Origin of the sequence: Andreprevotia lacus DSM 23236 (genome assembly GCF_900176275.1) — a bacterium.
Classification (GTDB): Bacteria; Pseudomonadota; Gammaproteobacteria; order Burkholderiales; family Chitinibacteraceae; genus Andreprevotia; species Andreprevotia lacus.
This window is the reverse complement of the sequence record NZ_FWXD01000009.1, coordinates 107,528-129,051: the sequence shown is the minus strand read 5'-3', so window position 1 is coordinate 129,051 and position 21,524 is coordinate 107,528. Positions and strand designations below refer to the sequence as shown.

Genomic DNA, 21,524 nt, shown 5'->3' with positions numbered 1-21,524 from the left:
CATGAGCGCGCGCTACACCATCCTGATTCCGTCCCGGCTGCAATCGACCCGGCTGCCCGACAAGCCGCTGGCCGACATCGGCGGCAAGCCCATGGTCGTGCGCGTGGTTGAACAGGCACTGCAGACGCATGCCGCTGCGGTTTACGTGGCCTGTGACGATGCGCGCATCGCCGCTGCCGTCGAAGCCGCCGGCCAGCAAGCACTGCTGACGCGCGCCGACCACAGCTCGGGCACCGACCGGCTGGCCGAAGCGGTCGACCTCCTGGGTCTGCCCGACGCAGCCATCGTGGTGAACGTACAGGGCGATGAACCGCTGATCGACCCAGCGCTGATCGACGCCGTAGCCGCCCAGCTGGCCAGCGACGACGCACTGCCGATGGCCACCGCTGCCCATCCGATCCACGACGCAGCCGATTTCTTCAACCCGAATGTGGTCAAGGTGGTGCTGGATGCGCGCAACCGCGCGCTGTACTTCAGCCGCGCGCCCATTCCGTGGGCGCGGGATGCATTTACCCGCACCGATGGCGTGCAAACCGTCGCTGCAGCGCAACACCTGCCTGAACAATTGGGCGCGCTGCGCCACATCGGCATTTATGCTTATCGCGCCGGTTTCCTGCGCACCTACCGCGATCTGGCCGCGTCGCAGCTGGAACAGATCGAGGCACTGGAGCAACTGCGCGTGCTCTGGCATGGTTACGCCATCGGCGTGCACATCGCTGCGCACGCCCCGGCCGCCGGCGTGGATACACCCGAAGACCTGGCGCGCGTGCGCGCCCTCTTCACACAACAGAATTCATAAACCAACGTAAAACAGGGAACGACGATGAGACTGATTCTTCTTGGTGCCCCCGGCGCCGGCAAAGGCACCCAGGCCAACTTCATCAAGGAAAAGTTCGGCATTCCGCAAATTTCCACCGGCGACATGCTGCGTGCGGCCGTCAAGGCCGGCACTCCGCTGGGCCTGGAAGCCAAGGCCATCATGGATGCCGGCGGCCTGGTGCGCGATGACATCATCATCGGCTTGGTGAAAGAGCGCATTGCGCAGCCGGACGCTGCCAAGGGCTTCCTGTTCGACGGTTTCCCGCGCACCACCGTACAAGCTGATGCCATGCGCGATGCCGGCGTGGAAATCGACTACGTGGTTGAAATCGACGTACCGGATTCGTCCATCGTCGAGCGCATGGCTGGCCGCCGCGTGCACGTGGCCTCGGGCCGCACCTACCACGTCAAGTTCAACCCGCCCAAGGTGGAAGGCAAGGACGACGAAACCGGTGAAGACCTGATCCAGCGCGACGACGACCGCGAAGAAACCGTGCTCAAGCGCCTGGCGGTCTACCATGAGCAAACCGAAGTGCTGGTGAGCTACTACGGCAAGCAGGCTGCCTCGGGCGACGCCACCGCACCGAAGTACGTGAAGGTCAACGGCGTGGGCGATGTCGACGCGATCAAGAACGAAATCTTCAAGGCACTGGGCGCCTGATCGTCTGGCCGGCCAGAAAAAGCCCCGCGATGCGGGGCTTTTTCATGTTGCACAACATACGCCAGGCCAGTCCATCACGCCGCCTTGCGCTGGGGTACGGTGGGTGCCACCTTGAACATGGTCTGCAATTGCGCACGCAATTCGGGCGTATCGGTATAGCCATGTGCCTTTACCGCGTGCTCGACGGCGGCGACCAGCAATTCTTCCTTGTTGTCTGCCGTGATGGCCACCGAGCAAGTGCTGCCCGGTACGTCGCGGCAATCGATGTATAAACGATTCATCACGCACTCCAGATAGTTTGAACACCATGCAGCACGCGCTGCCCTTGGTTTATAGCCCCGCCGCCACCTGCACGGCCGACCGCCGCGCCCTGGCAGCCACCGGCCATCCGCCCGGGCCGACAACCGGAGGCGCACCCGCCGTGTACCCGCCTGCTGCGGCGCAATCTGTGCTGGCTCAAGGCCGCGAAGGCAGGGACAATACATGCTGTACACCACGCCGAACGAGACGGGCTTCAACTCATGCCTACCCAACTTTCCGTCAACCTGAACAAGATCGCCCTGATCCGCAACTCGCGCGGGCGCGACTACCCCAGCATCAGCCACTTTGCCCATCTGGCGCTCAAGGCTGGTGCTGCCGGCGTCACCATCCACCCGCGCCCCGACCAGCGCCATGCGCGCTACAGCGATGTGGCCGCCTTGAAAGAAGTCGTTGCCCAATACCCGGGCACCGAGCTGAATATCGAGGGCTACCCGGATCGCGCCTTCCTCGACGTGGTGCTGGCCGCCAGACCGCACCAGTGCACGCTGGTGCCGGACGAACCGGGCCAGATCACCTCGGACCATGGCTGGAACATTGCGCGCGATCTCGACAAGCTCAAACCCATCGTCGCCGAGCTGAAAGCCGCCGGCATCCGCGTCAGCCTGTTCGTCGATCCCGACCCAATGCAGATCGTGCTGGCTCCGGCCACCGGCTGCGATCGTATCGAGCTGTACACCGAGTCGTTTGCCCACCAGCACGAGCAGGATGATTTCACTGCCGAATTCGCCCGCTTTGCCGAAGCGGCCGCCGCCGCAAGCGCGGCCGGGCTGGGCATCAATGCCGGCCACGACCTGAATCTGGACAACCTGGCTGATTTCCTCGTCATCCCCGACATCCTCGAAGTGTCTATCGGTCACGCGCTGACCGTCGAAGCGCTGCACTACGGCTACACCGAAACGGTGCAGCGCTATGTCGCCATCCTGAAGGCGGCGGGCTGAGGCATGCGCATCTGGGTCGATGCCGATGCCTGCCCCAAGGTGATCCGCGAAATCCTCTGCCGTGCAGCCGAGCGCACGCAGGTCGAGCTGACCTTTATCGCCAACCAGTTGCTGACGGTGCCGGTATCGCCCTATATCCGCGCCTTGCAGGTGCCGCAGGGCTTTGATGTGGCCGACGATGAAATCGCCCGCCGCGTCGAGGCGGGCGATCTGGTCATTACCGGCGACATTCCGCTCGCCTCCGAGGCCATTGCCAAGGGCGCGCAGGTGCTCGACAGCAGGGGCGAGGTGATGAGCACCGAAAACATCCGCGAGCGGCTGACCATGCGCGACTTCATGGAGACCATGCGCGCCAGCGGCGTGCAGACGGGCGGCCCGCCGGCACTGTCGGCAGCCGACAAGCAACGCTTTGCCCGCCAGCTCGATATTGCGCTGGCCAGACGCCCAAGACATTGACCCCAGCGAGCCGCCGATGACCGTCAAAACGCTGTATCTGGATTACGCCCAACATACGCTGGTGGGCACCGCCCACCAGCCTGCCGAAGCCACCGATGCAGTGCTGTTGCTGCACGGGTTCACCGGCAACCGGGGCGAGTTCACCTATCTGTTTGTCGATCTGGCGCGGCGGCTGGCCGATAGCGGCCTGGCGGTGTTCCGCTTCGATTTCCTGGGCTGTGGCGAGAGCAGCGGCGATTTCACCGATGTTTCGGTCGCCGGGCAGGTGGCGCAGACGCGCTGGCTGCTGCACACGCTGGTGGCCCAATACCCGGGCTTGCGCTGGCACCTGGCCGGCTTTTCGATGGGGGGCATCGTCGCCATGCAGGCCGCGCGCGATGCCGGGCTGGCCTCGCTGCAATTGCTGGCACCCGCCGGTAATCTGCGCGGCATCCTCGACGGCATCTGGCCACTGGCGCATGCATTGCCCAACGGCAATATCGACTGGTTCGGGCTGGAAGTGACCCAGGCGCTGCGCGATGAAGCCGGCTCGCTGCAGGTGCAAGCCGATGCTGCTGCACTCGACCTGCCCGTGCAGGTCGTCCACGGCACGCTGGACATGACCGTGCCCTTTGGCGAAGGGCGGCAGATTGCCGACGCGATTGCCGGCGCACGCTGGACCCCGATAGCCGGGGCCGATCACGTGTTCGGGCGCGTGGTACACCGTCAGGTGCTGGCCGACACACTGGGCAGCTTCATTCGAAACACCCGCCGGGCACAGCTATAGTGGATTGAGCGCCGCAGCAAGCGGCCGTCACCAGGAGTGGCGCCATGACGCATGCAGACCCCAGCCCGGCGCATTTGCTGGCCTATCCGCGCCAGTGCCCGCAGTGCGGCACGCAGTATGTGAGCTTTACCCAATACCTGACCAGTACGCGCGCACTGCCTGAAACCGCGCACGAGCCGCATCCCGGCGTGATCGAGTCCAGGCGCCTCTGTCAGTGTGGCGCCACCCTGGCCGCGGCATTCAGCGACCGGCGCGGCAAAACCGAGCCCTCACTGCGCGAGCAATTCGACGAAGTGCTGGCCACGCTGGCCGAACTGGGCTTGCCGCAACACGATGTGCGCATCGAGCTGCGCAAGGTGCTGCACGGCGATGCCGAGCAGCTGCTGCAGCAGATTTACCAGGCCTCCGCATAAGTGCCTGTCTATCCACGCCCGTCATCTGCGGGCCAAACAGCATCCATCTCCCGGCACAGCCTGTTAGCCACTCCAGCTCAGGTGCCTGACAGCCTGCCAAGCAGGCTGCGGCCAGCCGGCCAGTCACCGAGTCCACTGGCCGCATTGATATGGCCGGATGCACCCACATTAACCAGCTCGCCTCCCCAGCCCTGCGCACAGCGGCTGGCGTGCGCCATGCTGCCGTAGGGGTCGTCGCAGCTGGCAACCACAATCGCCGGAAACGGCAGCGGCCGCAGCGGCGGTAGTACAAACCCGGCTGCCTCGGCCGGGAATGCCGGGCCAGCTGGGTCAGGCACCGCCACCAACAAGGTACCCCGCACCCGCAAGCGTGTGGCAGCAGCCCAATGCGCAACAGCGATACAGCCCAGGCTATGCGCAATGATGACCGTCTCGCCGCCCCTCTGCAGCACACCCTGTTCTATGGCATCCATCCAGTCGGCCAGAACTGGCCTGTCCCAGTCGGGCACGGCAATGCGCGTAGCCCAAGGCCATTGCTGTTGCCACAAGGTTTGCCAGTGGGCAGCGCCCGAATTGCCGATGCCGGGAACAATCAACGCAGCCATCTGCATGGTGCACTTCTCCTTGTCTTTGCCTCCATTAAAGTATGCAGGCGATATCCTGCAAATCCCATGGAACAACCAATAAAAACAAGGCAATCTCGGCACATATCCAGGAAAGTGGTGAATATTGCTGATGAAACCAAAGTACGAAGCGGATCGGCTGGACCGACGTATCCTGATGCTGCTGCAGCAGAACGCGCGCCTATCCAATACGGAAATCGGCAAACGCGTGGGCCTATCGCAACCCGCAGTGACTGCACGCATTCAAAAAATGGAGCAAGCCGGTGTGATCACTGGCTACGCCGCACGCATAGACCCAGGCCCGCTGGGTATGGAAATCTCGGCTTATATCCGGCTGCGCACCACGCATGAGCACATCAAACGCTGCCTGACACTGTTTGATGCAATACCAGCCATCACGCAAGCCGATCGCATTACCGGCGAGGATTGCTTCATCGTGCGGGTGACGGTACCGACCATGAACGAACTGGAAGCAGTGATTGACCAGCTCGCCACCCTGGGTGCAGTGACCACCTCCATCGTGCTGGCCAGTTACCCTGGCAAACCGCTGCCACTGGGTAGCTGAACCCTTGCTGTGGGTTAAGGTGGCGATTTGCACGCAAGCGCGTCAGCAGCAAATCAATCAGCCCGCGCACCTTGGGCAGGCCCGCCTTGTGCTCGAGATGCAGCACGTGCACCGGCAAGGCGGCCTCTTCATGGATGCCAAGCACGGAGGTCAACGACCTGCGGCAGTGTCATCGGCCAGCTGATACGACATCAGCCGCACGATGCCCAGACCGCGCCGCGCCGCATCGATGCAGCTGTCGTTGTTGCTGACTGCCAGCCGCGTCTGCAAGCGCAGCGGCCGGCAAAAGGCCAGTTAACCTGCTGGCTAACCGTGCCACCAGCGGCATCACGTGCAGCCGGCCAAACAGTACCGGTGCGGTCAGCGCAACATGGCCACGCAGCGCGGCTGCTGCCTCCGGCGGCTTCGTCGGCGGCAGCAGCCGCGCTGCGGGCATCGTCCAGATAGCGCTGGCCCGCCTCGGTGGCCCGCACGTGCCGCGTGGTCTGCTACAGCAATTGCACACCCAACCGTGCCGCCACCGCCAGCGTCACCGCCGGGGCAGACATGCCCAGCTTGCGCGCCGCACCGGTAAAACCTTGTGCCTCGGCCACCGCCACATAAGCAGCCATCAAACGCAGTCGATCAATTATTCCACCAATCGAAACAATAATTTGTATTTTATGGATATTCTATTCGCCCAGCCAACACGGCAAAGTAGCGGCATGCGCTGCGGCATATCGCCCGGCGCCCCACCCGAGGAGCAAGACCATGAGCCGCATCAGCATCCCCACCGTCGAACAATCGCTGGACGCCAGCAAGCCGCTGCTGGCTGCCGTGCAACAACAACTGGGCGTGGTGCCCAACCTGATGAAGCTGGTGGGCCACAGCCCGGCCGCGCTGGAAGGTTATCTGGCGCTGAACGGCGCGCTGGGCAAGGGCAAGCTGAACGTGGGCCTGCGTGAGCGCATCGCACTGGCGACTGCCGAATACAATGGCTGCGATTACTGCCTGTCTGCGCACAGCTATCTGGGCCTGAATGTGGCCCGCCTGCCGCAGGCTGAAATCGACGCGGCGCGCGATGCACACAGCAGCGACGCACAAAACGCCGCCGCGCTGCGCTTTGCCCGCCATGTGCTGGAACAACGCGGCACGGTAAACGACACCGAACTGGCTGCCGTACGCGCTGCCGGTTTTGATGAAGCCGCCGTGCTGGAAATCGTCGCCGGTGTGGCGCTGAACGTGCTGACCAACTACATCAACAACGTAGCGCACACCGATATCGATTTCCCTGTGGTGCGTGCCACTGCGCGCTGAAGCTCAGCGGGCAGCCAGCTGGCCGAGTGCCTCGGCCAGCTGCGTTACCACCGGCCCCCAGCCGCCACCCGGCGGCTGGCGGAACAGCCGGGTGTGCGGATACCACGGCGTATCATCACGCCCGGTCAGCCAGCGCCAGTCGGCACGGTAGTCGGGCAGCATCAGCCAGCACGGTTTGCCCAGCGCGCCGGCCAGATGGCCGACGGCGGTATCGACGCTGATCACCAGATCAAGATTGGCAATCAGTGCGGCGGTATCGGCAAAGTCGCCCAGCTCACCGGCATACGATTGCAATGCCATGCCAATCGGGGCTGACACATCCTCTCCCCGGCCTTTTTGCAGGCTGATGAACTGTATACCCGGCACGGCGGCCAGCGGCGCGAGGATATCCAGCGCGGACAATGAGCGATCGGCATCGTTCTCGAAACGCGGATTGCCCAGCCAGGCCAGACCCACGCGCAACCTTGCCGCCGGCAGCCGCGTGGCCCATGCGGCCACGCGCGCGGGTTCGGCCTGCAGATACGGCACCGTTGCCGGAATGGTATCCAGACGGGTCTGGCAGTAGTACGGCAGGCTGAGCGGCGGTGTCCAGTAATCCCAGCCGCGCGTCGGCACGTCGTCGTGCAAGGAATAGACCTCGTCGACCCCAATCATGCTGCCGAACAGCGTTTTCAGCCCCGGGTGGCACACCACGGTGATCTGCTCGGCCCCCATGCGCTTGAGTTCGGCGGCATAGCGGCAGAACTGGATCATGTCACCATGGCCAGCCTCGAAGCCGATCAGCACGCTGCGGCCCGCCAGTGGTTCACCCTGCCAGCGCGGAAATTCGAAATACTGTGCCAGCCGCTCGTACCAGTCGCGTGCCTCCAGGCTTGCCCAGCCCTCGTCAAAGCGACCATGCCGCAGCAGCACATAGGCAAGGTTGAAACGCGCATTGGCGTAGTCCGGGTTGATGGCCAGCGCGGTGCGATGGCATTGCTCGGCCTCGTCGTCGCGCTGCAGGCAGGCCAGCAGCACGCCCAGGTTGGACCACAGCGCCGGATCGCCCGCCGCAAAACGCAGCGCCTGCCGGTAGAGCGCCTCCGCCGCGCCAAAATCCTTGCGCGCCATCAGCAGCGCCCCCAGATTCAGATACAGCTGCAGGCAGTCGGGCAGGATGGCCATGGCCTGACGGTAGCAGGCTTCGGCCTCGTCCAGCTGGCCGGTCTGTTCCAGCAAAAAGCCCAGATTGGCATGCGCCTCGGCCAGCTGTGGCGCCAGCGTGACCGCCTCGCGAAAGCAGGCCGCCGCTGCGGCATGCTCGGCAGCGGCCAGATGGCGGTTTCCTTCGAAAAACAACGCTTCGGCCAGCGCCTGATTGCTCGACACGGTAGCGACTTCCTGAAGATGGCAATGCGCCCATCCTAGCAGTGCAGGCCGGCCCGACCCAAGCTGAGCTGCCTGAGCCCGTTCACCCCGCTGCGGGCTGTCCATCCACAGCGGCCCGGAACTGCGCTGCGGCCGTGGCGATACCGTCCGGATGATGATCCACCCAGCTGGCCACGATCAGCATGTAGGCATCACTGCCGATCGCTGCGCGATAGCGCGGCAGGCCATCGGGTTGCTTGCCCCCCTGCAGGATGGGCAGGACCGCCCGGCATTCGCCCTGCGGCGCACGCGCTGCGGCCAGCGCGGCCTGCGCGTCGGCATCGCCCGGTGTATCGCCAAAGTCCCCGTCGGTCACGATCAGGTCGGCCCCCAGCACGCGCAGCCACTGTGCCAGCACGGCGGGTGCCACGCGCCAACCCGGATTGCGCGAGAACAGTTCGCCCAGCGTGTTGTGCGCCAGTATCGGCATGCGGCGCTGGCGTGCCAGCTGCAGCAACGTGCCCATGCCCTGTATCCACGGTGCCACCAGCACGCCATCGACCCCGAGCTCGCACACCAGTGCCCAACGCTCGGCCAGCTCCCACGGCTCGCAGATCAGGTTGGCGATATAGCGTTTGCGCAGACCCGTTGCCGCGCTGGCAGCGTCGCGCGCCACCAGCATGGCGCGCACGTGGCTGGCAAAGGTGGCAAAGTCGGCAAACACCTGCAGTTCGTCATCCTTGACGATGTCGAAACCGCCCAGCAACACGTCATGATTGAGGCGCGCCATGGTTGCCTCGTCCACGCCCACGGCAGGCCGCATCGAGCGGCACAGCAGCGGGCCCGCGCCATGCGCAGACCATGCCAGCAGTGCCTCGGCACCAAAGCCCGGGCCGGGGCCGAAGCTGGCGGGCAGATCAGCGCGCAGCAAGGCAAAGCCGGTCAGATAGCCCAGCCTGGGCAGCTCGCCCACCACCACGTTCCACAACTGCGCCGGTTTGCCGGCCAGCAGGCGCAGCGGCACGGCCAGCTCGATTTGATAGCGCTGCGCACCGGCACCGGCTGCGGCACCGTAAACCGGCGTATCCAGTTGATAGCTGCCCACCACGGGCACGGCCTGCCCCAGGGATCGCACCATCCGCACGCGGATGCTGTAGCCAAGCAGCATGGTCGGCTCGACATAGCCGGCAATATGGCTGGTGGCGGCACTTTGCTCCATGGCCATGCCCAGCGCGGCCGCGTGGCCATCCACCGTGGTGGTGATTTCATAACAGGCAAACAGATAATCCTGCTCGCGCAACGCGTCGTCCCACGCATACAGCGCCGGGTCACGCGCGACCAACAGGCCGGCCGAACTCATAGCAAATCCTTCAGGTATTGCGCCAGACGCCAATCGTCCGGCGTAGTGATCTTGAAATTGGTTTTCTCGCCCATGACGGTGGCGACGGGCTGCCCGTGGCGCAGGGCAACCTGCAGGAATGACTGCTGCTGCCAGTCCGCATCGGTGGCCCGTGCGATCAGATCAAGCAGCGCGGCACGATCATAGGCCTGCGGCCCCTGCACGGCCATGACCGCATCGCGCGGCAGGAATTCGCGCACCGCGCCATCTTGCATGGCGGCCAGCGGTACGTCGCTGGGCTGTAATACCGCGCAAACCCCGCCCTCCGGCACCCCGGCAGCAACGCGGCGCAGCACCGGTTCGCTCACGAAGGGTGCTGCCACGCTCCACACCAGCAACTTGCGCCGGCTTGCCGCCTGCGCCAGCGATGCGGTGGTGCGCAAAAAACTCTCGCCCCCGGCAATCACCGCGCAGCCTGTGGCATGCCGCTGCCACTCCGCCATGCGGCTGGCGGGCGCGGCGACCATGACTTCGCCTGCGATCCGGCGCGCCTTGGTGCATACAGCCTCCAGCAGCATCCTGCCGCCCAGTGGCAGCAGTGCCTTGGGGCCGAGACCCAGGCGGGCGCCATCCCCCGCTGCAGCAATGACGATGCTGAGCGTGTCGTCCAGTCCACTGTTCATGCCGCTTGTCTGGCCCGCAATTCACCCGCCAGTCTGTCTAACAGCGGATCGGGCTGCAGGCGCTGGATTTGCGCGCACAGCGACAGCGCCTTGGCGTATTTTTCTGCCAGCAGGGCCCGGTACAGGCAGCCGTAGCCATAGCCCAGCACCACGGGTATCGACGCTGCGGTGCGGCCCCGGTTGGACAGCACGGTGTTGAAGTAAGGGTCGGGCTCGCGCCAGCCATCGCCGTAGAAGCTGAGCAAGAAAGCGGCCGGGTCAGCCGGTACAGGCCAGAGCGAGTTGCGCCAGTCATGCAGGCCGAAGTCAAAGCGGGGCAGGCGGCAGCGTACAGGGTGACCGGCATGCTGCATGCCCAGCCGTACATGCTCGTCCCCGTCGGGATGAATGAAGAACACGTCGAGCGAAATCGGTGAATCCGGCGTGGCGAAGATGATGCGCCACGCCATCTCTTCGCCTGGATTTGCGCCTTCGGGCACCGCTTGGAAGCCCGCAAGCCGCATGGTTTCGATCACGGCATCCCGGCTGCTTGCAGCGGGAATGGCGATATCGAGATCCTTGTCATACGCTAGCAATTCGCCATCGCGTATCACGCCCAGCAAGGTGCCGGCGTAGAGGCACCATTGAATTCCCGCCGCATCCAGCGCCGCCCGCACCCTGTCGAGGATGGCTTCGGCCTCGGGGCGCACGAAATGCGGCACCGCATGCACATCCAGTGGCCCGGCATCGGCCACACCATCCAGATACAGCGCCACAGCCTGTCTGCCCTGCTGGAATGCGCCAGCGATCTCGCCACTGTCCTGGTAAGCGGAGCAGAGGATATGCGGCCAGCAGGCGTCATGCGGATAGGCCTGCCGCAGCCGGGTGGCGTAGGAAATGGCAGCATCCCGATAGCCATGGGCCACGCCCAGCCAGAGCAGACGTTGCCAGTGATATTTGATCTTGGGCAGCAAAGCGTCATCCGCAACCGATAGTGCACGCGTGAGTGCATCGGCGGCGCGATCCAGCGCACCGATCTCCAGACACAGCTCACCACGCCAGCATTGCAGATAGTGCTGTGGCGCCATCGCCAGCGAAGGCGCATCAAGCGCTCCCAATGCGGCCCCGGTCTCACCCAGCGCGATACAGGCGCGCGCCAGCCAGCCCCAGCCGGGCGCACAGGCCGGGAAATGCGTGCACAGCCATTGCGCGGCCTGCCGCAAGGCGTCGAACTGCGCGGCATCGCGCAGCTGCTGCAACCTTTCCAGATAAGCCTGCAAAAGGGGCGGGCTTCCGGCTGCGGCCAGTAAATCCCGCTGCAGCTGCGGCAGCGGTGTTGCAACGAATATCGGATCGCTCATCCTGAGGCCTGGTATTGAATAGACGCGTTTCCCACATGGGGCCCACTTCATCATGGCTTGGGGCCTGATGCGCGGCGAGGCGATCAGCGGGCGCCAATTGTAACGTCAGGTAACGCTGCGCGATGTATTCGTTCCGTAAAAAAAGCGCAATCACGCCGATACACCGCCATGGGCATCCGATGCGCAACACTCAAGGGCAAAAAACAGCGCCGCCGGCAGCAGTCCGGCATCCTGCTGCTACACTCCCCCCATGTTCGCCCGCCGCCTCGCGCTTCGTTACCTCGTCGTCTGGTTCGCCTTCGTGGCGCACCTGACCGGTTTCGTCGCGCCCGGGCTGAGCCAGTTGCTGAGCAGCCCGGCCAATGCCGAACTGTGCTCGACCGGCCCTGCCGTCCGCCCCGGCCTGCTGCTGGCAGGCGCGGTGCAGCGTGACGATGGCCAGCTGCCCGGCAGCCATGCCGATCATGCCTGCGCGTATTGCCACACCCATAGCTGGCATGGCGGCATGCCGCTGGCGACGCAAGCAGCACTACAAATCCCGCTGGCGCACTACGACGCCCCCGCACGTTTCTACACCGCACCGGTTCGCCTGTATGCGTGGACCAGCGCGCAACCCCGTGCACCGCCGCAGCCGGCCCAGGCCGGCAGCGTAGTCTGAGCGCGCGCAACTCCCGCCCTTTCATCCTGCCGGCCCGTTCCGGCCGTCGCTGACGACGGCCCGCACACGCACGCGCCTGATCGCGTGCACCAGCCAACTGCCCGCTCCCCGGGCTTGTGTCGGCCGTCGATACCGCGCGCAGGAGTCGCCGGGCAGCGGCCGCTGACAGGATGCATGATGACTTCGTACTGCCCCGCCCGCCTTACCCCGCTGGCCGCCCTGCTGCTGCCTTTGTTCACGCTGCCCGCCCAGGCCGCGGATGCCCCTGCTGCAGAGCTGCCGGCGGTCGTGATTTCCGACACGCCCTCTGCAGCCACACGCCTGCAAGCACCCAACAGCAACGAGGGCCGCACACGCGATGAACTCGCGCAAACCGTGAACGCGGTCAACACCGAGGACAGCTTCAAGTACCTGCCCAATGTATTGGTGCGCAAACGCTTCATCGGCGATACCGATGCCCCCATTGCCAGCCGTACCACCGGCATCAACGCCAGCGCCCGCTCGCTGGTTTACGCCGATGGCGTATTGCTGACCCCGCTGATCAACAACAATAACGGCAATGGCTCGCCACGCTGGTTCATGGTGTCGCCGCAGGAAATCGAGCGCATCGATGTGCTGTATGGCCCGTATTCGGCAGCCTATCCGGGCAACTCGTATGGTCTCGTCGCCGACATCAGCACCCGCATGCCGCAAAAGCTTGAGGCCGGCATCAAGCTCACTGGCAGCCAGCAGCAATTCGACCAGTACGGCACGCACGACAACTTCCGCGCCGGGCAAGGCTCGGCCTACTTTGGCAACCGCAGCGGCAACTGGTCGTACTGGCTGAGCGCCAGCCATCTGGATAGCTTCAGCCAGCCGGTGACCTATGCCAACCTTGCGCGCAGCAGCACCGCCAGCAGCGCCGCCACACCCGTCATCAGCGGCGTGCTGGCCGACAGGAACCGCACCGGCGGCGATATCGTGGTGCTGGGTGCAGGCAACCTCACCCATACCGTTCAGGACAACGCCAAGCTCAAGCTGGCCTACGACGTCACCCCCACGCTGCAGGCCGCCTACACGCTGGGCTTCTGGCAGAACAGCGCCGGCACCGCAGCAGACAGTTACCTGCGCGATGCCAACGGCAATCCCTACTACGGCGGCAACAGTGGCAACGTCAGCCTGAACGGGCGGGTGTACAGCGCCAGCAGCATCGCCGGCCAGTTCTCCGCCGGCAGCAAGGATGCGCTGCACGTGATGCAGAGCCTGACCCTGAGCGACAAGGGTGCAGGCAACATCGGCTGGAATGTGGCACTGGCGAATTATGACTATGCCACGCACAAGGAGCGCAGCAGCACCGTCACTCCCTATACCAGCGCGCAGCAAGGCGGTGCCGGCCGCATCCTCGACATGGGCGGCACCGGCTGGACCACGCTGGACGCCAGCGCCAGCTGGAAAAGCAGTGACAACGTGCACCGCGTACGCGGCGGCGTGCATTACGACCGCTATACGCTGGCCAGCCCGACCTGGAACACCAGCGACTGGCGCAGCGACAGCACCACCACGCTGTTCAGCGATGCACGCGGCAAGAGCAGCACCGCTGCGCTGTGGCTGCAAGATGCCTGGCGCTGGCACCCGGACATCACCGCCACCCTGGGCCTGCGCTACGAAAACTGGCGCGCCTTCGATGGCGCTAACTCGCTGACCAACAGCGCCGGCAAGCTGGTGACGGTGCAGCAGCCGGGCCGCTCGGACGACGCGGTCAGCCCGAAACTCTCCATCGCCTGGTCGGCCACGCCGGACTGGCTGATCACCGGCTCGCTCGGCCGTGCGGTGCGCTTCCCCACTGTGGGCGAGCTGTACCAAACCATCCAGGTGGGTAGCACCTATCAAAGTGCCGACCCCAATCTGAAGCCGGAAACCGTCACCAGCGGCGAACTGGCCTTCGAGCGCGCCTTCGACAACGGCAAGCTGCGCATCTCGCTGTTCGAGGAACACGTGCGCGATGCGCTGATTTCGCAAACAGCCCAATATCCCGGCGTGGCAGCGCCGACGAGCTTCATGCAGAACGTCGACGCCACGCGCCAGCGCGGCATCGAGATCGTCGCCGACCAGCGCGATGCCTTCATCGCCGGGCTGGACCTGTCGGGCAGCATCACTTACGTTGATGCGCGCATCACCGCCAATGACCGCTATGTGCCGAGCATGGCCGGTGCCACCTCGGTCGGCAAGCGCACGCCCTATATCCCGGACTGGCGCGCCACTGCCGTGGCCACCTATCGCCCGAACGAGCGCTGGAGCTTCACGCTGGCCGGGCGTTACAGCGGCACGCAGTACGCCACGGTCGACAACACCGATACCAATGCGCACACCTATATGGGTTTCGAGTCCTTCTTCGTGCTCGATACACGGGTGCAATACCGCCTCGACAAGCAGTGGACGGCAGCGGTCGGCATCGACAACATCAACAACCGCGATTACTACCTGTATCACCCGTTCCCGCAGCGCACTTACTACGCCGAGCTGAAGTTCGACCTCTGACCACGTCGCACCCAGCCAGGCCCGCATGCCCACGCATGCGGGCTTTTTGCTGCATGTTGGCAACATGATCAGGGAAAGACCCTGCTTGCTGTATCGTTTTAGTCAGTACAAAACAGCGATAAAATGGCGCCTGATCGTTGCAGAAGGCAGGAGCCAGCATGACCACCAACGCCAGACAAAGCGTCAAAGCCGAACTTGCCATGGGGCTGGGTGGCTTTGCCATCGGTACCGGCGAATTCGTCATCATGGGCCTGCTGCCCGATGTAGCCTCGCAACTGCAGGTCAGCGTGCCCGAGGCCGGCTATGTGATCAGCGCCTATGCGCTCGGCGTGGTGATCGGTGCACCGGTACTGGCCACCCTGTGCGCGCGCTGGCCGCGCCATTTGCTGCTGATCGTGCTGATGGCCTGCTTTGGCTTGGGCAACTTCGTTACCGCCTTGTCGCCGTCGCTGTGGAGCATGGTAGCCATCCGCTTCATTGCCGGCCTGCCACACGGCGCCTATTTCGGCGTAGCGGCACTGGTGGCTGCATCGCTGGTGCCGGCCAATCAGCGGGCGCAGGCCGTCGGCCGGGTGATGCTGGGGCTGACCACCGCCACCTTGGCCGGCGTGCCGCTGGCGGCTTGGCTGGGCCAGCACTGGGGCTGGCGCGCGGCCTTTGTGTTCGTCGGCGTGATTGCCGCGCTGGCGTGCTGGCTGATCCACCGCTGGGTGCCCCGCCAGCCCGGCGATGCCGAGGCCAGCCCGTCGCGCGAGCTGGGCGCGCTCACCCACATGCCGGTGCTGCTGACCCTGGGCATCGGTGCATTGGGCTTTGGCGGCGTGTTCTGCGTATTCAGCTATGTGGCGCCGACGATGACCAAGGTTGCCGGGCTGCCGGTGGCATGGATGCCGGCCGTGCTCACCCTGTTCGGCTGCGGCATGATCTTGGGCAATGTGGTCGGCGCCAAGCTGGCCGATCGTGCCTTGCTGCCCGCCATCGGCGGCATCCTGGTGTGGAACGTGGCGGTAACGGCGCTGTTCTATTTCACCGCGCACGTCTGGTGGCTGGCGATGTTCAACATTCTGTTGATCGGCACCGGCGCAGCACTTGGCCCGGCTTTGCAGGTGCGGCTGATGGATGTAGCCAACGATGCGCAGACGCTGGCCGCCGCGCTCAACCATTCAGCCTTCAATATCGCCAATGCGCTGGGTGCGTGGCTGGGCGGGGCGGCGATTGCCGCCGGGCTGGGCTGGACATCGACTTCCTGGGTGGGCGCGCTGCTGCCGCTGGCCGGCATCGCCATCTATCTGTTGTCGCTGCGCCACCACGCACGCCAGACTGCACTGGCCTGCGAAGGTGCAACCTAAGCACGACACGCGAATATTTCGTTACACATACACCAGTGCACGCAATGGACTACACGCCTGCAAACAGCGGCACTGCATGCTGCATTGCCACATGACCCCAATGGCCGCCAGCGCCGGATTTTACTGGGGTCTTGCCCCGGCTTGATTGCTGCGCAACACGGGCCGACAGCACCCTCCTCCGTTTTGTAACAGGCGGCTTTCCCTCCCCTACCGCCACCTTGCACCCCCAGGCTTGACGTGCTTTTGCCGCTGCGGAACATGCAGACACGCCCGCACGCATCCGCGCACGGGCGATAAGCCAATCCGGGGCAACGACCCCGGAAACCCGGGGCAAGGCCGTGGCAACGGCCCTGCCCGTCAAGTCCTGAAGGAGGATGACCAATGCACCCACGCACCCGCGCTTATGCGCGCATGTCGGGTCTGCTGGCGGCTGTGCTGCTGGCAAGCTCGATTGCAGCCCACGCAGCCTACCCGGCCTGGGCCGAGGGCACGACGTATACCGCCGGCACCATCGTGGTTTACAACGGCCACGACTACAAAGCCCTTGTCACACATACCGCCTATACCGGCGCCGGCTGGACGCCGTCGACCACGCCAACACTGTGGCAAGACCTTGGCGCCGATACCGGCAGCAGCCCGACTCCTGCCCCCACGGCAACACCCAAGCCGACGGCAACCCCTGCCCCGACAGCCACACCGGCGCCGACCAGCACACCGACGGCCACACCCAAGCCCAGCAGTACCCCGGTGCCGACTGCCACGCCGACACCGGCTGCCGGCAGCTGCAGTGCTGCGGCCTGGAACAGCAGCACCGCGTACAGCGGCGGCGCACAGGTGAGCTACAACGGCCACACCTACACCGCCAAGTGGTGGACGCAAGGCAATATACCGTCCAGCAGCACCGGTGATGGTCTGCCCTGGACCGACAACGGCACCTGCGGCCCGACGGCAACCCCCGCCCCGACCACGCCGACCCCGGTGGTTACCGCCACACCGAAGCCGACCGCAACCCCGGTCCCGACCAGCACACCGACTGCCACCCCGGTGCCGGGCGTGACGCCGACGCCGAATCCGTCCGGCGTGGTCAGCAGCGGCACGCTCAACTTCCACCTGTTGCTGGGCGCCAGCACGGCGCAAGACAGCATGACACTGGATGGCGACAACTACACCGACCTCATCATGTCCAACATGATCGCCGGCGTGATGTACGGCCACTTGGTAGAAAGCGCCTACCCGGGCATCCAGTACAACAAGGATTATCTGTACGGCTCGGTGCTCGGCCAGCTGCTGCAGGAAAACCTGGCGACCCAGCTGTACAAGTCGAGCAGCGACCTGATTGATTCGTCGCCCGATCAACAGGCCGTGATGGGCGGCGGCCAGGGCGGTCCCTACCAGATCAACAACTACGCGGCAGACATGGCAAACGGCAGCTATACGCCGGGCGGCCATTCGCTGGTCAACTTCATCGCGCTGCAGAAGAACATCGGCTACACCATGGCCGAGGCGCCAACGCAGAACACCAAGGTCACGCCACCGTCGTTCAACAACAAGTACTACAGCCCGGTGGTGACGGCTTACTTCCACTATCTCGACATGATCTCGCTCTCCGCCATCGGCAAGGGCACCGGGGGCTGGACTACGCCGTGGCAACCTGATTACGACAATGCGCTGGTCAACTTCAAGACCCTGCCGGGTAGTTTCCTGGATGTGATGCTGAACGTGGCTTACAACCAGGGCTACTATGGCACCCTGATGAAGAGCTACAGTCATCTGGGCGCCACGGCGACCACCGCCACGGTAAATCAGGTCAACGCCTATAGCTCGGTCTGGGGCAGCAAGGACACCTACGAGCAGTATCCGTATCAGGTGCGCTACTACCTCGACCAGTTCTACGGCAACCCGATCCCGACCAGCAGTGCCACCACCTTCGGTAATGCCAACATCCATGTCGCATTCAACATGGGCAACCTGTCCACGGTATTCGGCAAGGTGTTTGCGACGCTGGCCTATCCCACCAGCAGCAGCCAGTCGCAATACATTACCGTGGCGCAGGCGCAGGCTGCGTTCAACGCCGCACTGGCGCAGAAGGGCGTTGCCGCATCGGCCACGCTGGACCTGAGCAATGCGGCACAGCGCGCCCAGATCTTCGGCGTTCTGGAAGCGGCCATCGGCAACCTGGAAACCACGTTGGGCAGCAGCTTTGCCGCCACCACCAACGTGCAGTTGCAATAAACCGGCAGCAAATGAAACGCCGGCCTGCGGGTCGGCGTTTTTTTGTCCGGCACCAACATTCTTCGCCGATTAAAAAATCACCAGAGAATGCTTTGTCATATTTCTTTCCAATAAATTTCAAACTAGATTCATGTATTCGTTAATTTCTTGCCAATAACGTCAGGCAGACTTGCGAGCCTTATAACAGGGAGCAAGTCATGCAATACAAACTAGCCTTGACCGCAGCAGCGGTGGCAGCGTCGGCCCTGCTGGCCGCCTGCAACAGCAGCAGCAGCGACAGCAGCACACCCAGCAACAATACCAATCCATCGCCGACTCCGGCCCCGCAAGTGGCATCGGGCACCGTGGCCAAGCTGGCGCTGCTGGAAACCACCGACCTGCACACCAATGTGCTGAGCTATGACTACTTCAAGCTCGCCGAGGACAAATCGTTCGGCTTCGAGCGCGTTGCCACGCTGATTGCGCAGGCGCGCAAGGATTTCCCCAACACGCTGCTGCTGGACAACGGCGACACCATCCAGGGCACCGCGTTGTCCGACTACCAGGCCATGGTCAGCCCGATCACCTGCGACCAGACCCTGGCCATCTACAAGGCCATGAATGCAGCCGGGTATGAAGGCGGCGGCATCGGCAACCACGAATTCAACTATGGCCTGCCCTACCTGAGCCAGGTGACCGGCAACCGCTTCAACGTGGACGGCCAGCCCGACCCGGCCAGCCAGAAGACCTGCGCCGGCCCCAAGTTCCCGCAAGTGCTGGCCAACGTCTACAGCGCCAAGACCAAGCAACCGCTGTTCCAGCCCTACACCATCATCAACAAGACCGTGACCGCAACCGGCCCGGATGGCAAGACCGTCAGCGCCATCGTCAAGGTTGGCATCATTGGCTTCACCCCGCCCACCATCCTGGCGTGGGACAAGCGCTGGCTGGACGGCAAGGTCTACACCGTTGGCGTGAAGGAAGCCGCCGAGCAGTTCATTCCGGAAATGCGCGCCAAGGGTGCCGATGTCGTCGTGGTCATCTCGCACGGCGGCCTGGATAACTCGACCTACTCGCCGACCATGGAAAACGGCAGCTACTACCTGTCCAAGGTAGCCGGTGTCGATGCCATGCTGATCGGTCACTCGCATCAGCTGTTCCCGGATGCCAACAGCACCGTACCGCAGTTCAACCTGCCGGGCGTAGACAAGGTCAAGGGCACTGTGAACGGCGTACCGACCGTGATGGCCAACTATTGGGGCAAGAATCTGGGCGTGATCGGCCTGAACCTGGCTTATAACAACGGCAAGTGGAGCGTGGACACCAGCAAGACCACGGTGGAAGCCCGTTCGACCCAGAATGCGGACAAGAGCTATGTCGCGGTTGACCCGAGCGTGAGCGCACTGATCGCTGCCGAGCACCAGGCCACCATCAACTACGTGAAAACACCGGTCGGCAGCACCAACTTCCGCATGAACAGTTTCTTTGCCGATGTGGGTGACCCGACCGCAATTGAAGTGGTCAACCTGGCCCAGGCCGACTACATCAACACCTATGTGAAGAACAACCTGCCTCAATACGCATCGCTGCCGGTACTGTCGGTCAGCGCGCCGTTCAAGAGCGGTTTTGGCGGTGGTACCGATTACACCGACGTGGCCGCCGGCAATGTGGCGATCAACAACGCAGCCGACCTCTACCTGTACCCGAACACCATCTACGCGGTGAAGGTCAGCGGTGCCGACATCAAGAACTGGCTGGAAACCGCTGCCAAGCGCTTCAACCAGATCGACCCGACCAAGACTACCCAGCAAGAGCTGATCAGCTCCTTCCCGGGTTACAACTTCGACATGTTCACCAGCAAGGACATCAGCTACGAAATCGATGTCACCAAGCCGGTGGGCAGCCGTATCGGCAACCTGCAGTACAAGGGTGCACCGATTTCGGACAGCGCGCAGTTCATCGTTGCCACCAACAACTACCGCGCCAGCGGTGGCGGCAACTTCCCGGGTCTGGATGGCAGCAAGACCATCTTCGCCTCGCCGGATGCCAACCGCGATGTGCTGATTGCCTACATCAAGAACGCCACGAACCTGCAGCGCTCGGTGCATGGCAGCGACCGCAGCTGGCGCTTTACCAAGGTAGCCACACAGGGCGCCGTGGTGTTCCACTCGGCACAGAATGCGCTGAGCGTGGCGCAGGCGGCCGGCCTGAGCAATGTCTCGCAGCTGCAAGCCGATGACGGCAGCGGCAAGGCACTGGCGCTGTACGCAATCGATCTGTCGAAGTAAGGACGTTTCATGGCGATACTGCACGCTGCAAAGCGGCACCCTCGCCTGCTGATCAGCCTGTCGGTGGTGGCTCTGGCCACCGCCGGCGGGCTGTTCTGGCAAGCGCAGCACCGCAATGCCCCGGACCCCGCCCTGCGCGCCAACACGCTGACCGAATTGCGCGTGATGGCCGACAGCGGTCGTGATGATGATGCACTGGCCGAGTTGCAACGGCTGGCCGACAAAGGCACGCCCGATGCCCAGCGCACGCTGGGCCAGGTGCTGCTGGCACGCGGCGACAGCGAGCACGCGCTCACTGGCGTTCGCTGGCTGCAACAAGCCGGCCAGGCGGGCGATGCCGATGCCTATGCCGCACTGGGCAAGGCGTGGTTGCTGGGCAGCCCCGGGCTGGCCATCAACTACCCGCAAGCCCATACCGCCCTGCAAGCCGCCGCCAAGACCGGCCATACCGGCGCGGCCTACTATCTGGGCATACAACTGAAAAACGGCTACGGCATCCCTGCCGATGCCAAGGCCGCTGCCCACTGGTTTGAAGTGGCCGCGCGCAACGACGAACCGGCAGCGCTGTTCATGCTGGCCAATGCCTATCGCTACGGCGATGGCGTCGCCAATGACGATGCCAAGGCGCTGGCCCTGTACCGCAAGAGCGCCGACCTGGAATACCCGCCCGCCATCCAGGCCATGGCGATGGCTTACCAGCACGGCGAAATGGGCCTGAAACGCGACCCGGCCAATTACAAGCAGGAGCTGGCCGAAGCCGCCCACGCGCTGAAGCACCCGGCCCAGCAACCCTGATCCGCATACCCCTTGGGCGCGCATTCCCTCTATGGTGATGCGCGTTTTTTTATGCCTTGCCTGCTGGCAGCTGAACGGCGCCGTGCCGCTATACCTGGCATTTTCACCAGACAAGCGCTGCCGGGATCACACCATGACA

21 protein-coding genes are annotated in these 21,524 nt (G+C 64.2%); 14 read left to right on the top strand and 7 right to left on the bottom strand.

Annotation, left to right across the window (positions count from 1 at the left end; genetic code table 11):
* Position 1 precedes the first annotated feature (1 nt).
* Together kdsB and adk are read left to right on the top strand one after the other, a co-directional pair.
* Positions 2-799, top strand: a complete 798-nt coding sequence (gene kdsB, locus B9A19_RS09385; RefSeq protein ID WP_084090529.1) for a 3-deoxy-manno-octulosonate cytidylyltransferase — start codon at positions 2-4, stop codon at positions 797-799.
* A 24-nt stretch (positions 800-823) separates the two neighbouring features.
* Entirely contained in the window at positions 824-1,480 is a 657-nt protein-coding gene (gene adk, locus B9A19_RS09380) for an adenylate kinase (protein ID WP_084090528.1), read from the top strand.
* Positions 1,481-1,554: 74 nt separating this feature from the next.
* Here the strand turns inward: adk and B9A19_RS09375 are convergent, their stop codons facing one another.
* Positions 1,555-1,761, bottom strand: coding sequence for a DUF1059 domain-containing protein (locus tag B9A19_RS09375; RefSeq protein ID WP_084090527.1), 207 nt, complete (start codon positions 1,759-1,761; stop codon positions 1,555-1,557).
* A 240-nt stretch (positions 1,762-2,001) separates the two neighbouring features.
* Between B9A19_RS09375 and B9A19_RS09370 the strand changes: the two genes are divergently transcribed.
* The 4 genes from B9A19_RS09370 to B9A19_RS09355 are packed head-to-tail and all read left to right on the top strand — an operon-like array spanning position 2,002 to position 4,374.
* Positions 2,002-2,739 carry a pyridoxine 5'-phosphate synthase gene (locus B9A19_RS09370; RefSeq protein ID WP_084090526.1) on the top strand — a complete coding sequence of 246 codons (738 nt, stop codon included), beginning with the start codon at positions 2,002-2,004 and terminating at the stop codon, positions 2,737-2,739.
* A 3-nt stretch (positions 2,740-2,742) separates the two neighbouring features.
* Positions 2,743-3,195 (top strand): YaiI/YqxD family protein, encoded by a 453-nt coding sequence (locus tag B9A19_RS09365; RefSeq protein ID WP_084090525.1) that lies wholly within the window; start codon positions 2,743-2,745, stop codon positions 3,193-3,195.
* Positions 3,196-3,211: 16 nt separating this feature from the next.
* Complete coding sequence (locus B9A19_RS09360; RefSeq protein ID WP_084090524.1) at positions 3,212-3,961, top strand: alpha/beta hydrolase; 750 nt, start codon at positions 3,212-3,214, stop codon at positions 3,959-3,961.
* Between the two features lie 44 nt (positions 3,962-4,005).
* Positions 4,006-4,374 carry a hypothetical protein gene (locus B9A19_RS09355; RefSeq protein WP_084090523.1) on the top strand — a complete coding sequence of 123 codons (369 nt, stop codon included), beginning with the start codon at positions 4,006-4,008 and terminating at the stop codon, positions 4,372-4,374.
* A gap of 77 nt (positions 4,375-4,451) precedes the next feature.
* On the opposite strand, the gene B9A19_RS09350 is transcribed toward B9A19_RS09355, so the two are convergent.
* The gene (locus B9A19_RS09350) at positions 4,452-4,985 is read right to left on the bottom strand and encodes an RBBP9/YdeN family alpha/beta hydrolase (protein WP_084090522.1); all 534 of its coding nucleotides are present in this window, start codon (positions 4,983-4,985) and stop codon (positions 4,452-4,454) included.
* A 124-nt stretch (positions 4,986-5,109) separates the two neighbouring features.
* On the opposite strand from B9A19_RS09350, the gene B9A19_RS09345 reads away from it, so the two are divergent.
* Entirely contained in the window at positions 5,110-5,562 is a 453-nt protein-coding gene (locus B9A19_RS09345) for an Lrp/AsnC family transcriptional regulator (RefSeq protein ID WP_084090521.1), read from the top strand.
* Between the two features lie 488 nt (positions 5,563-6,050).
* Here the strand turns inward: B9A19_RS09345 and B9A19_RS23040 are convergent, their stop codons facing one another.
* Complete coding sequence (locus tag B9A19_RS23040; RefSeq protein WP_245804314.1) at positions 6,051-6,173, bottom strand: helix-turn-helix domain-containing protein; 123 nt, start codon at positions 6,171-6,173, stop codon at positions 6,051-6,053.
* A gap of 139 nt (positions 6,174-6,312) precedes the next feature.
* On the opposite strand from B9A19_RS23040, the gene B9A19_RS09330 reads away from it, so the two are divergent.
* Complete coding sequence (locus B9A19_RS09330) at positions 6,313-6,858, top strand: carboxymuconolactone decarboxylase family protein (RefSeq protein WP_084090519.1); 546 nt, start codon at positions 6,313-6,315, stop codon at positions 6,856-6,858.
* Between the two features lie 3 nt (positions 6,859-6,861).
* Here the strand turns inward: B9A19_RS09330 and B9A19_RS09325 are convergent, their stop codons facing one another.
* The 4 genes from B9A19_RS09325 to B9A19_RS09310 all read right to left on the bottom strand — a co-directional run bounded on the left by B9A19_RS09325 (position 6,862) and on the right by B9A19_RS09310 (position 11,567).
* Positions 6,862-8,226, bottom strand: coding sequence for a tetratricopeptide repeat-containing glycosyltransferase family protein (locus tag B9A19_RS09325; protein WP_217807028.1), 1,365 nt, complete (start codon positions 8,224-8,226; stop codon positions 6,862-6,864).
* A gap of 82 nt (positions 8,227-8,308) precedes the next feature.
* The gene (locus B9A19_RS09320) at positions 8,309-9,565 is read right to left on the bottom strand and encodes a RuBisCO large subunit C-terminal-like domain-containing protein (RefSeq protein WP_084090517.1); all 1,257 of its coding nucleotides are present in this window, start codon (positions 9,563-9,565) and stop codon (positions 8,309-8,311) included.
* Positions 9,562-10,227: an IspD/TarI family cytidylyltransferase gene (locus B9A19_RS09315; RefSeq protein WP_084090516.1), complete on the bottom strand. Its 666-nt coding sequence runs from the start codon at positions 10,225-10,227 to the stop codon at positions 9,562-9,564. Before B9A19_RS09315 ends, B9A19_RS09320 begins: the two co-directional genes overlap by 4 nt.
* Positions 10,224-11,567, bottom strand: coding sequence for a LicD family protein (locus tag B9A19_RS09310; RefSeq protein ID WP_084090515.1), 1,344 nt, complete (start codon positions 11,565-11,567; stop codon positions 10,224-10,226). Before B9A19_RS09310 ends, B9A19_RS09315 begins: the two co-directional genes overlap by 4 nt.
* A 250-nt stretch (positions 11,568-11,817) precedes the next feature.
* Here B9A19_RS09310 and B9A19_RS09305 point away from each other — a divergent pair, with 250 nt between their 5' ends.
* The 6 genes from B9A19_RS09305 to B9A19_RS09280 all read left to right on the top strand — a co-directional run bounded on the left by B9A19_RS09305 (position 11,818) and on the right by B9A19_RS09280 (position 21,385).
* Entirely contained in the window at positions 11,818-12,225 is a 408-nt protein-coding gene (locus B9A19_RS09305) for a DUF2946 domain-containing protein (RefSeq protein WP_084090514.1), read from the top strand.
* A 174-nt stretch (positions 12,226-12,399) separates the two neighbouring features.
* Positions 12,400-14,742 (top strand): TonB-dependent receptor, encoded by a 2,343-nt coding sequence (locus B9A19_RS09300; RefSeq protein ID WP_217807027.1) that lies wholly within the window; start codon positions 12,400-12,402, stop codon positions 14,740-14,742.
* Between the two features lie 158 nt (positions 14,743-14,900).
* Positions 14,901-16,091 (top strand): MFS transporter, encoded by a 1,191-nt coding sequence (locus B9A19_RS09295; RefSeq protein WP_084090513.1) that lies wholly within the window; start codon positions 14,901-14,903, stop codon positions 16,089-16,091.
* 381 nt (positions 16,092-16,472) lie between these two features.
* Complete coding sequence (locus B9A19_RS23300; RefSeq protein ID WP_281249554.1) at positions 16,473-18,323, top strand: carbohydrate-binding protein; 1,851 nt, start codon at positions 16,473-16,475, stop codon at positions 18,321-18,323.
* 197 nt (positions 18,324-18,520) lie between these two features.
* Positions 18,521-20,590: a bifunctional 2',3'-cyclic-nucleotide 2'-phosphodiesterase/3'-nucleotidase gene (locus tag B9A19_RS09285; protein WP_084090512.1), complete on the top strand. Its 2,070-nt coding sequence runs from the start codon at positions 18,521-18,523 to the stop codon at positions 20,588-20,590.
* A 9-nt stretch (positions 20,591-20,599) separates the two neighbouring features.
* The gene (locus B9A19_RS09280; RefSeq protein ID WP_084090511.1) at positions 20,600-21,385 is read left to right on the top strand and encodes a tetratricopeptide repeat protein; all 786 of its coding nucleotides are present in this window, start codon (positions 20,600-20,602) and stop codon (positions 21,383-21,385) included.
* Positions 21,386-21,524: the final 139 nt, after the last annotated feature.

Excerpts from the sequence above, each read along its gene's own strand:
- kdsB (WP_084090529.1), top strand. The coding sequence starts at position 2 with ATGAGCGCGCGCTACACCATCCTGATTCCGTCCCGGCTGCAATCGACC.
- adk (WP_084090528.1), top strand. The coding sequence starts at position 824 with ATGAGACTGATTCTTCTTGGTGCCCCCGGCGCCGGCAAAGGCACCCAG.
- B9A19_RS09375 (WP_084090527.1), bottom strand. The coding sequence starts at position 1,761 with ATGAATCGTTTATACATCGATTGCCGCGACGTACCGGGCAGCACTTGC.
- B9A19_RS09370 (WP_084090526.1), top strand. The coding sequence starts at position 2,002 with ATGCCTACCCAACTTTCCGTCAACCTGAACAAGATCGCCCTGATCCGC.
- B9A19_RS09365 (WP_084090525.1), top strand. The coding sequence starts at position 2,743 with ATGCGCATCTGGGTCGATGCCGATGCCTGCCCCAAGGTGATCCGCGAA.
- B9A19_RS09360 (WP_084090524.1), top strand. The coding sequence starts at position 3,212 with ATGACCGTCAAAACGCTGTATCTGGATTACGCCCAACATACGCTGGTG.
- B9A19_RS09355 (WP_084090523.1), top strand. The coding sequence starts at position 4,006 with ATGACGCATGCAGACCCCAGCCCGGCGCATTTGCTGGCCTATCCGCGC.
- B9A19_RS09350 (WP_084090522.1), bottom strand. The coding sequence starts at position 4,985 with ATGCAGATGGCTGCGTTGATTGTTCCCGGCATCGGCAATTCGGGCGCT.
- B9A19_RS09345 (WP_084090521.1), top strand. The coding sequence starts at position 5,110 with ATGAAACCAAAGTACGAAGCGGATCGGCTGGACCGACGTATCCTGATG.
- B9A19_RS23040 (WP_245804314.1), bottom strand. The coding sequence starts at position 6,173 with ATGGCTGCTTATGTGGCGGTGGCCGAGGCACAAGGTTTTACCGGTGCG.
- B9A19_RS09330 (WP_084090519.1), top strand. The coding sequence starts at position 6,313 with ATGAGCCGCATCAGCATCCCCACCGTCGAACAATCGCTGGACGCCAGC.
- B9A19_RS09320 (WP_084090517.1), bottom strand. The coding sequence starts at position 9,565 with ATGAGTTCGGCCGGCCTGTTGGTCGCGCGTGACCCGGCGCTGTATGCG.
- B9A19_RS09315 (WP_084090516.1), bottom strand. The coding sequence starts at position 10,227 with ATGAACAGTGGACTGGACGACACGCTCAGCATCGTCATTGCTGCAGCG.
- B9A19_RS09310 (WP_084090515.1), bottom strand. The coding sequence starts at position 11,567 with ATGAGCGATCCGATATTCGTTGCAACACCGCTGCCGCAGCTGCAGCGG.
- B9A19_RS09305 (WP_084090514.1), top strand. The coding sequence starts at position 11,818 with ATGTTCGCCCGCCGCCTCGCGCTTCGTTACCTCGTCGTCTGGTTCGCC.
- B9A19_RS09300 (WP_217807027.1), top strand. The coding sequence starts at position 12,400 with ATGATGACTTCGTACTGCCCCGCCCGCCTTACCCCGCTGGCCGCCCTG.
- B9A19_RS09295 (WP_084090513.1), top strand. The coding sequence starts at position 14,901 with ATGACCACCAACGCCAGACAAAGCGTCAAAGCCGAACTTGCCATGGGG.
- B9A19_RS23300 (WP_281249554.1), top strand. The coding sequence starts at position 16,473 with ATGCACCCACGCACCCGCGCTTATGCGCGCATGTCGGGTCTGCTGGCG.
- B9A19_RS09285 (WP_084090512.1), top strand. The coding sequence starts at position 18,521 with ATGCAATACAAACTAGCCTTGACCGCAGCAGCGGTGGCAGCGTCGGCC.
- B9A19_RS09280 (WP_084090511.1), top strand. The coding sequence starts at position 20,600 with ATGGCGATACTGCACGCTGCAAAGCGGCACCCTCGCCTGCTGATCAGC.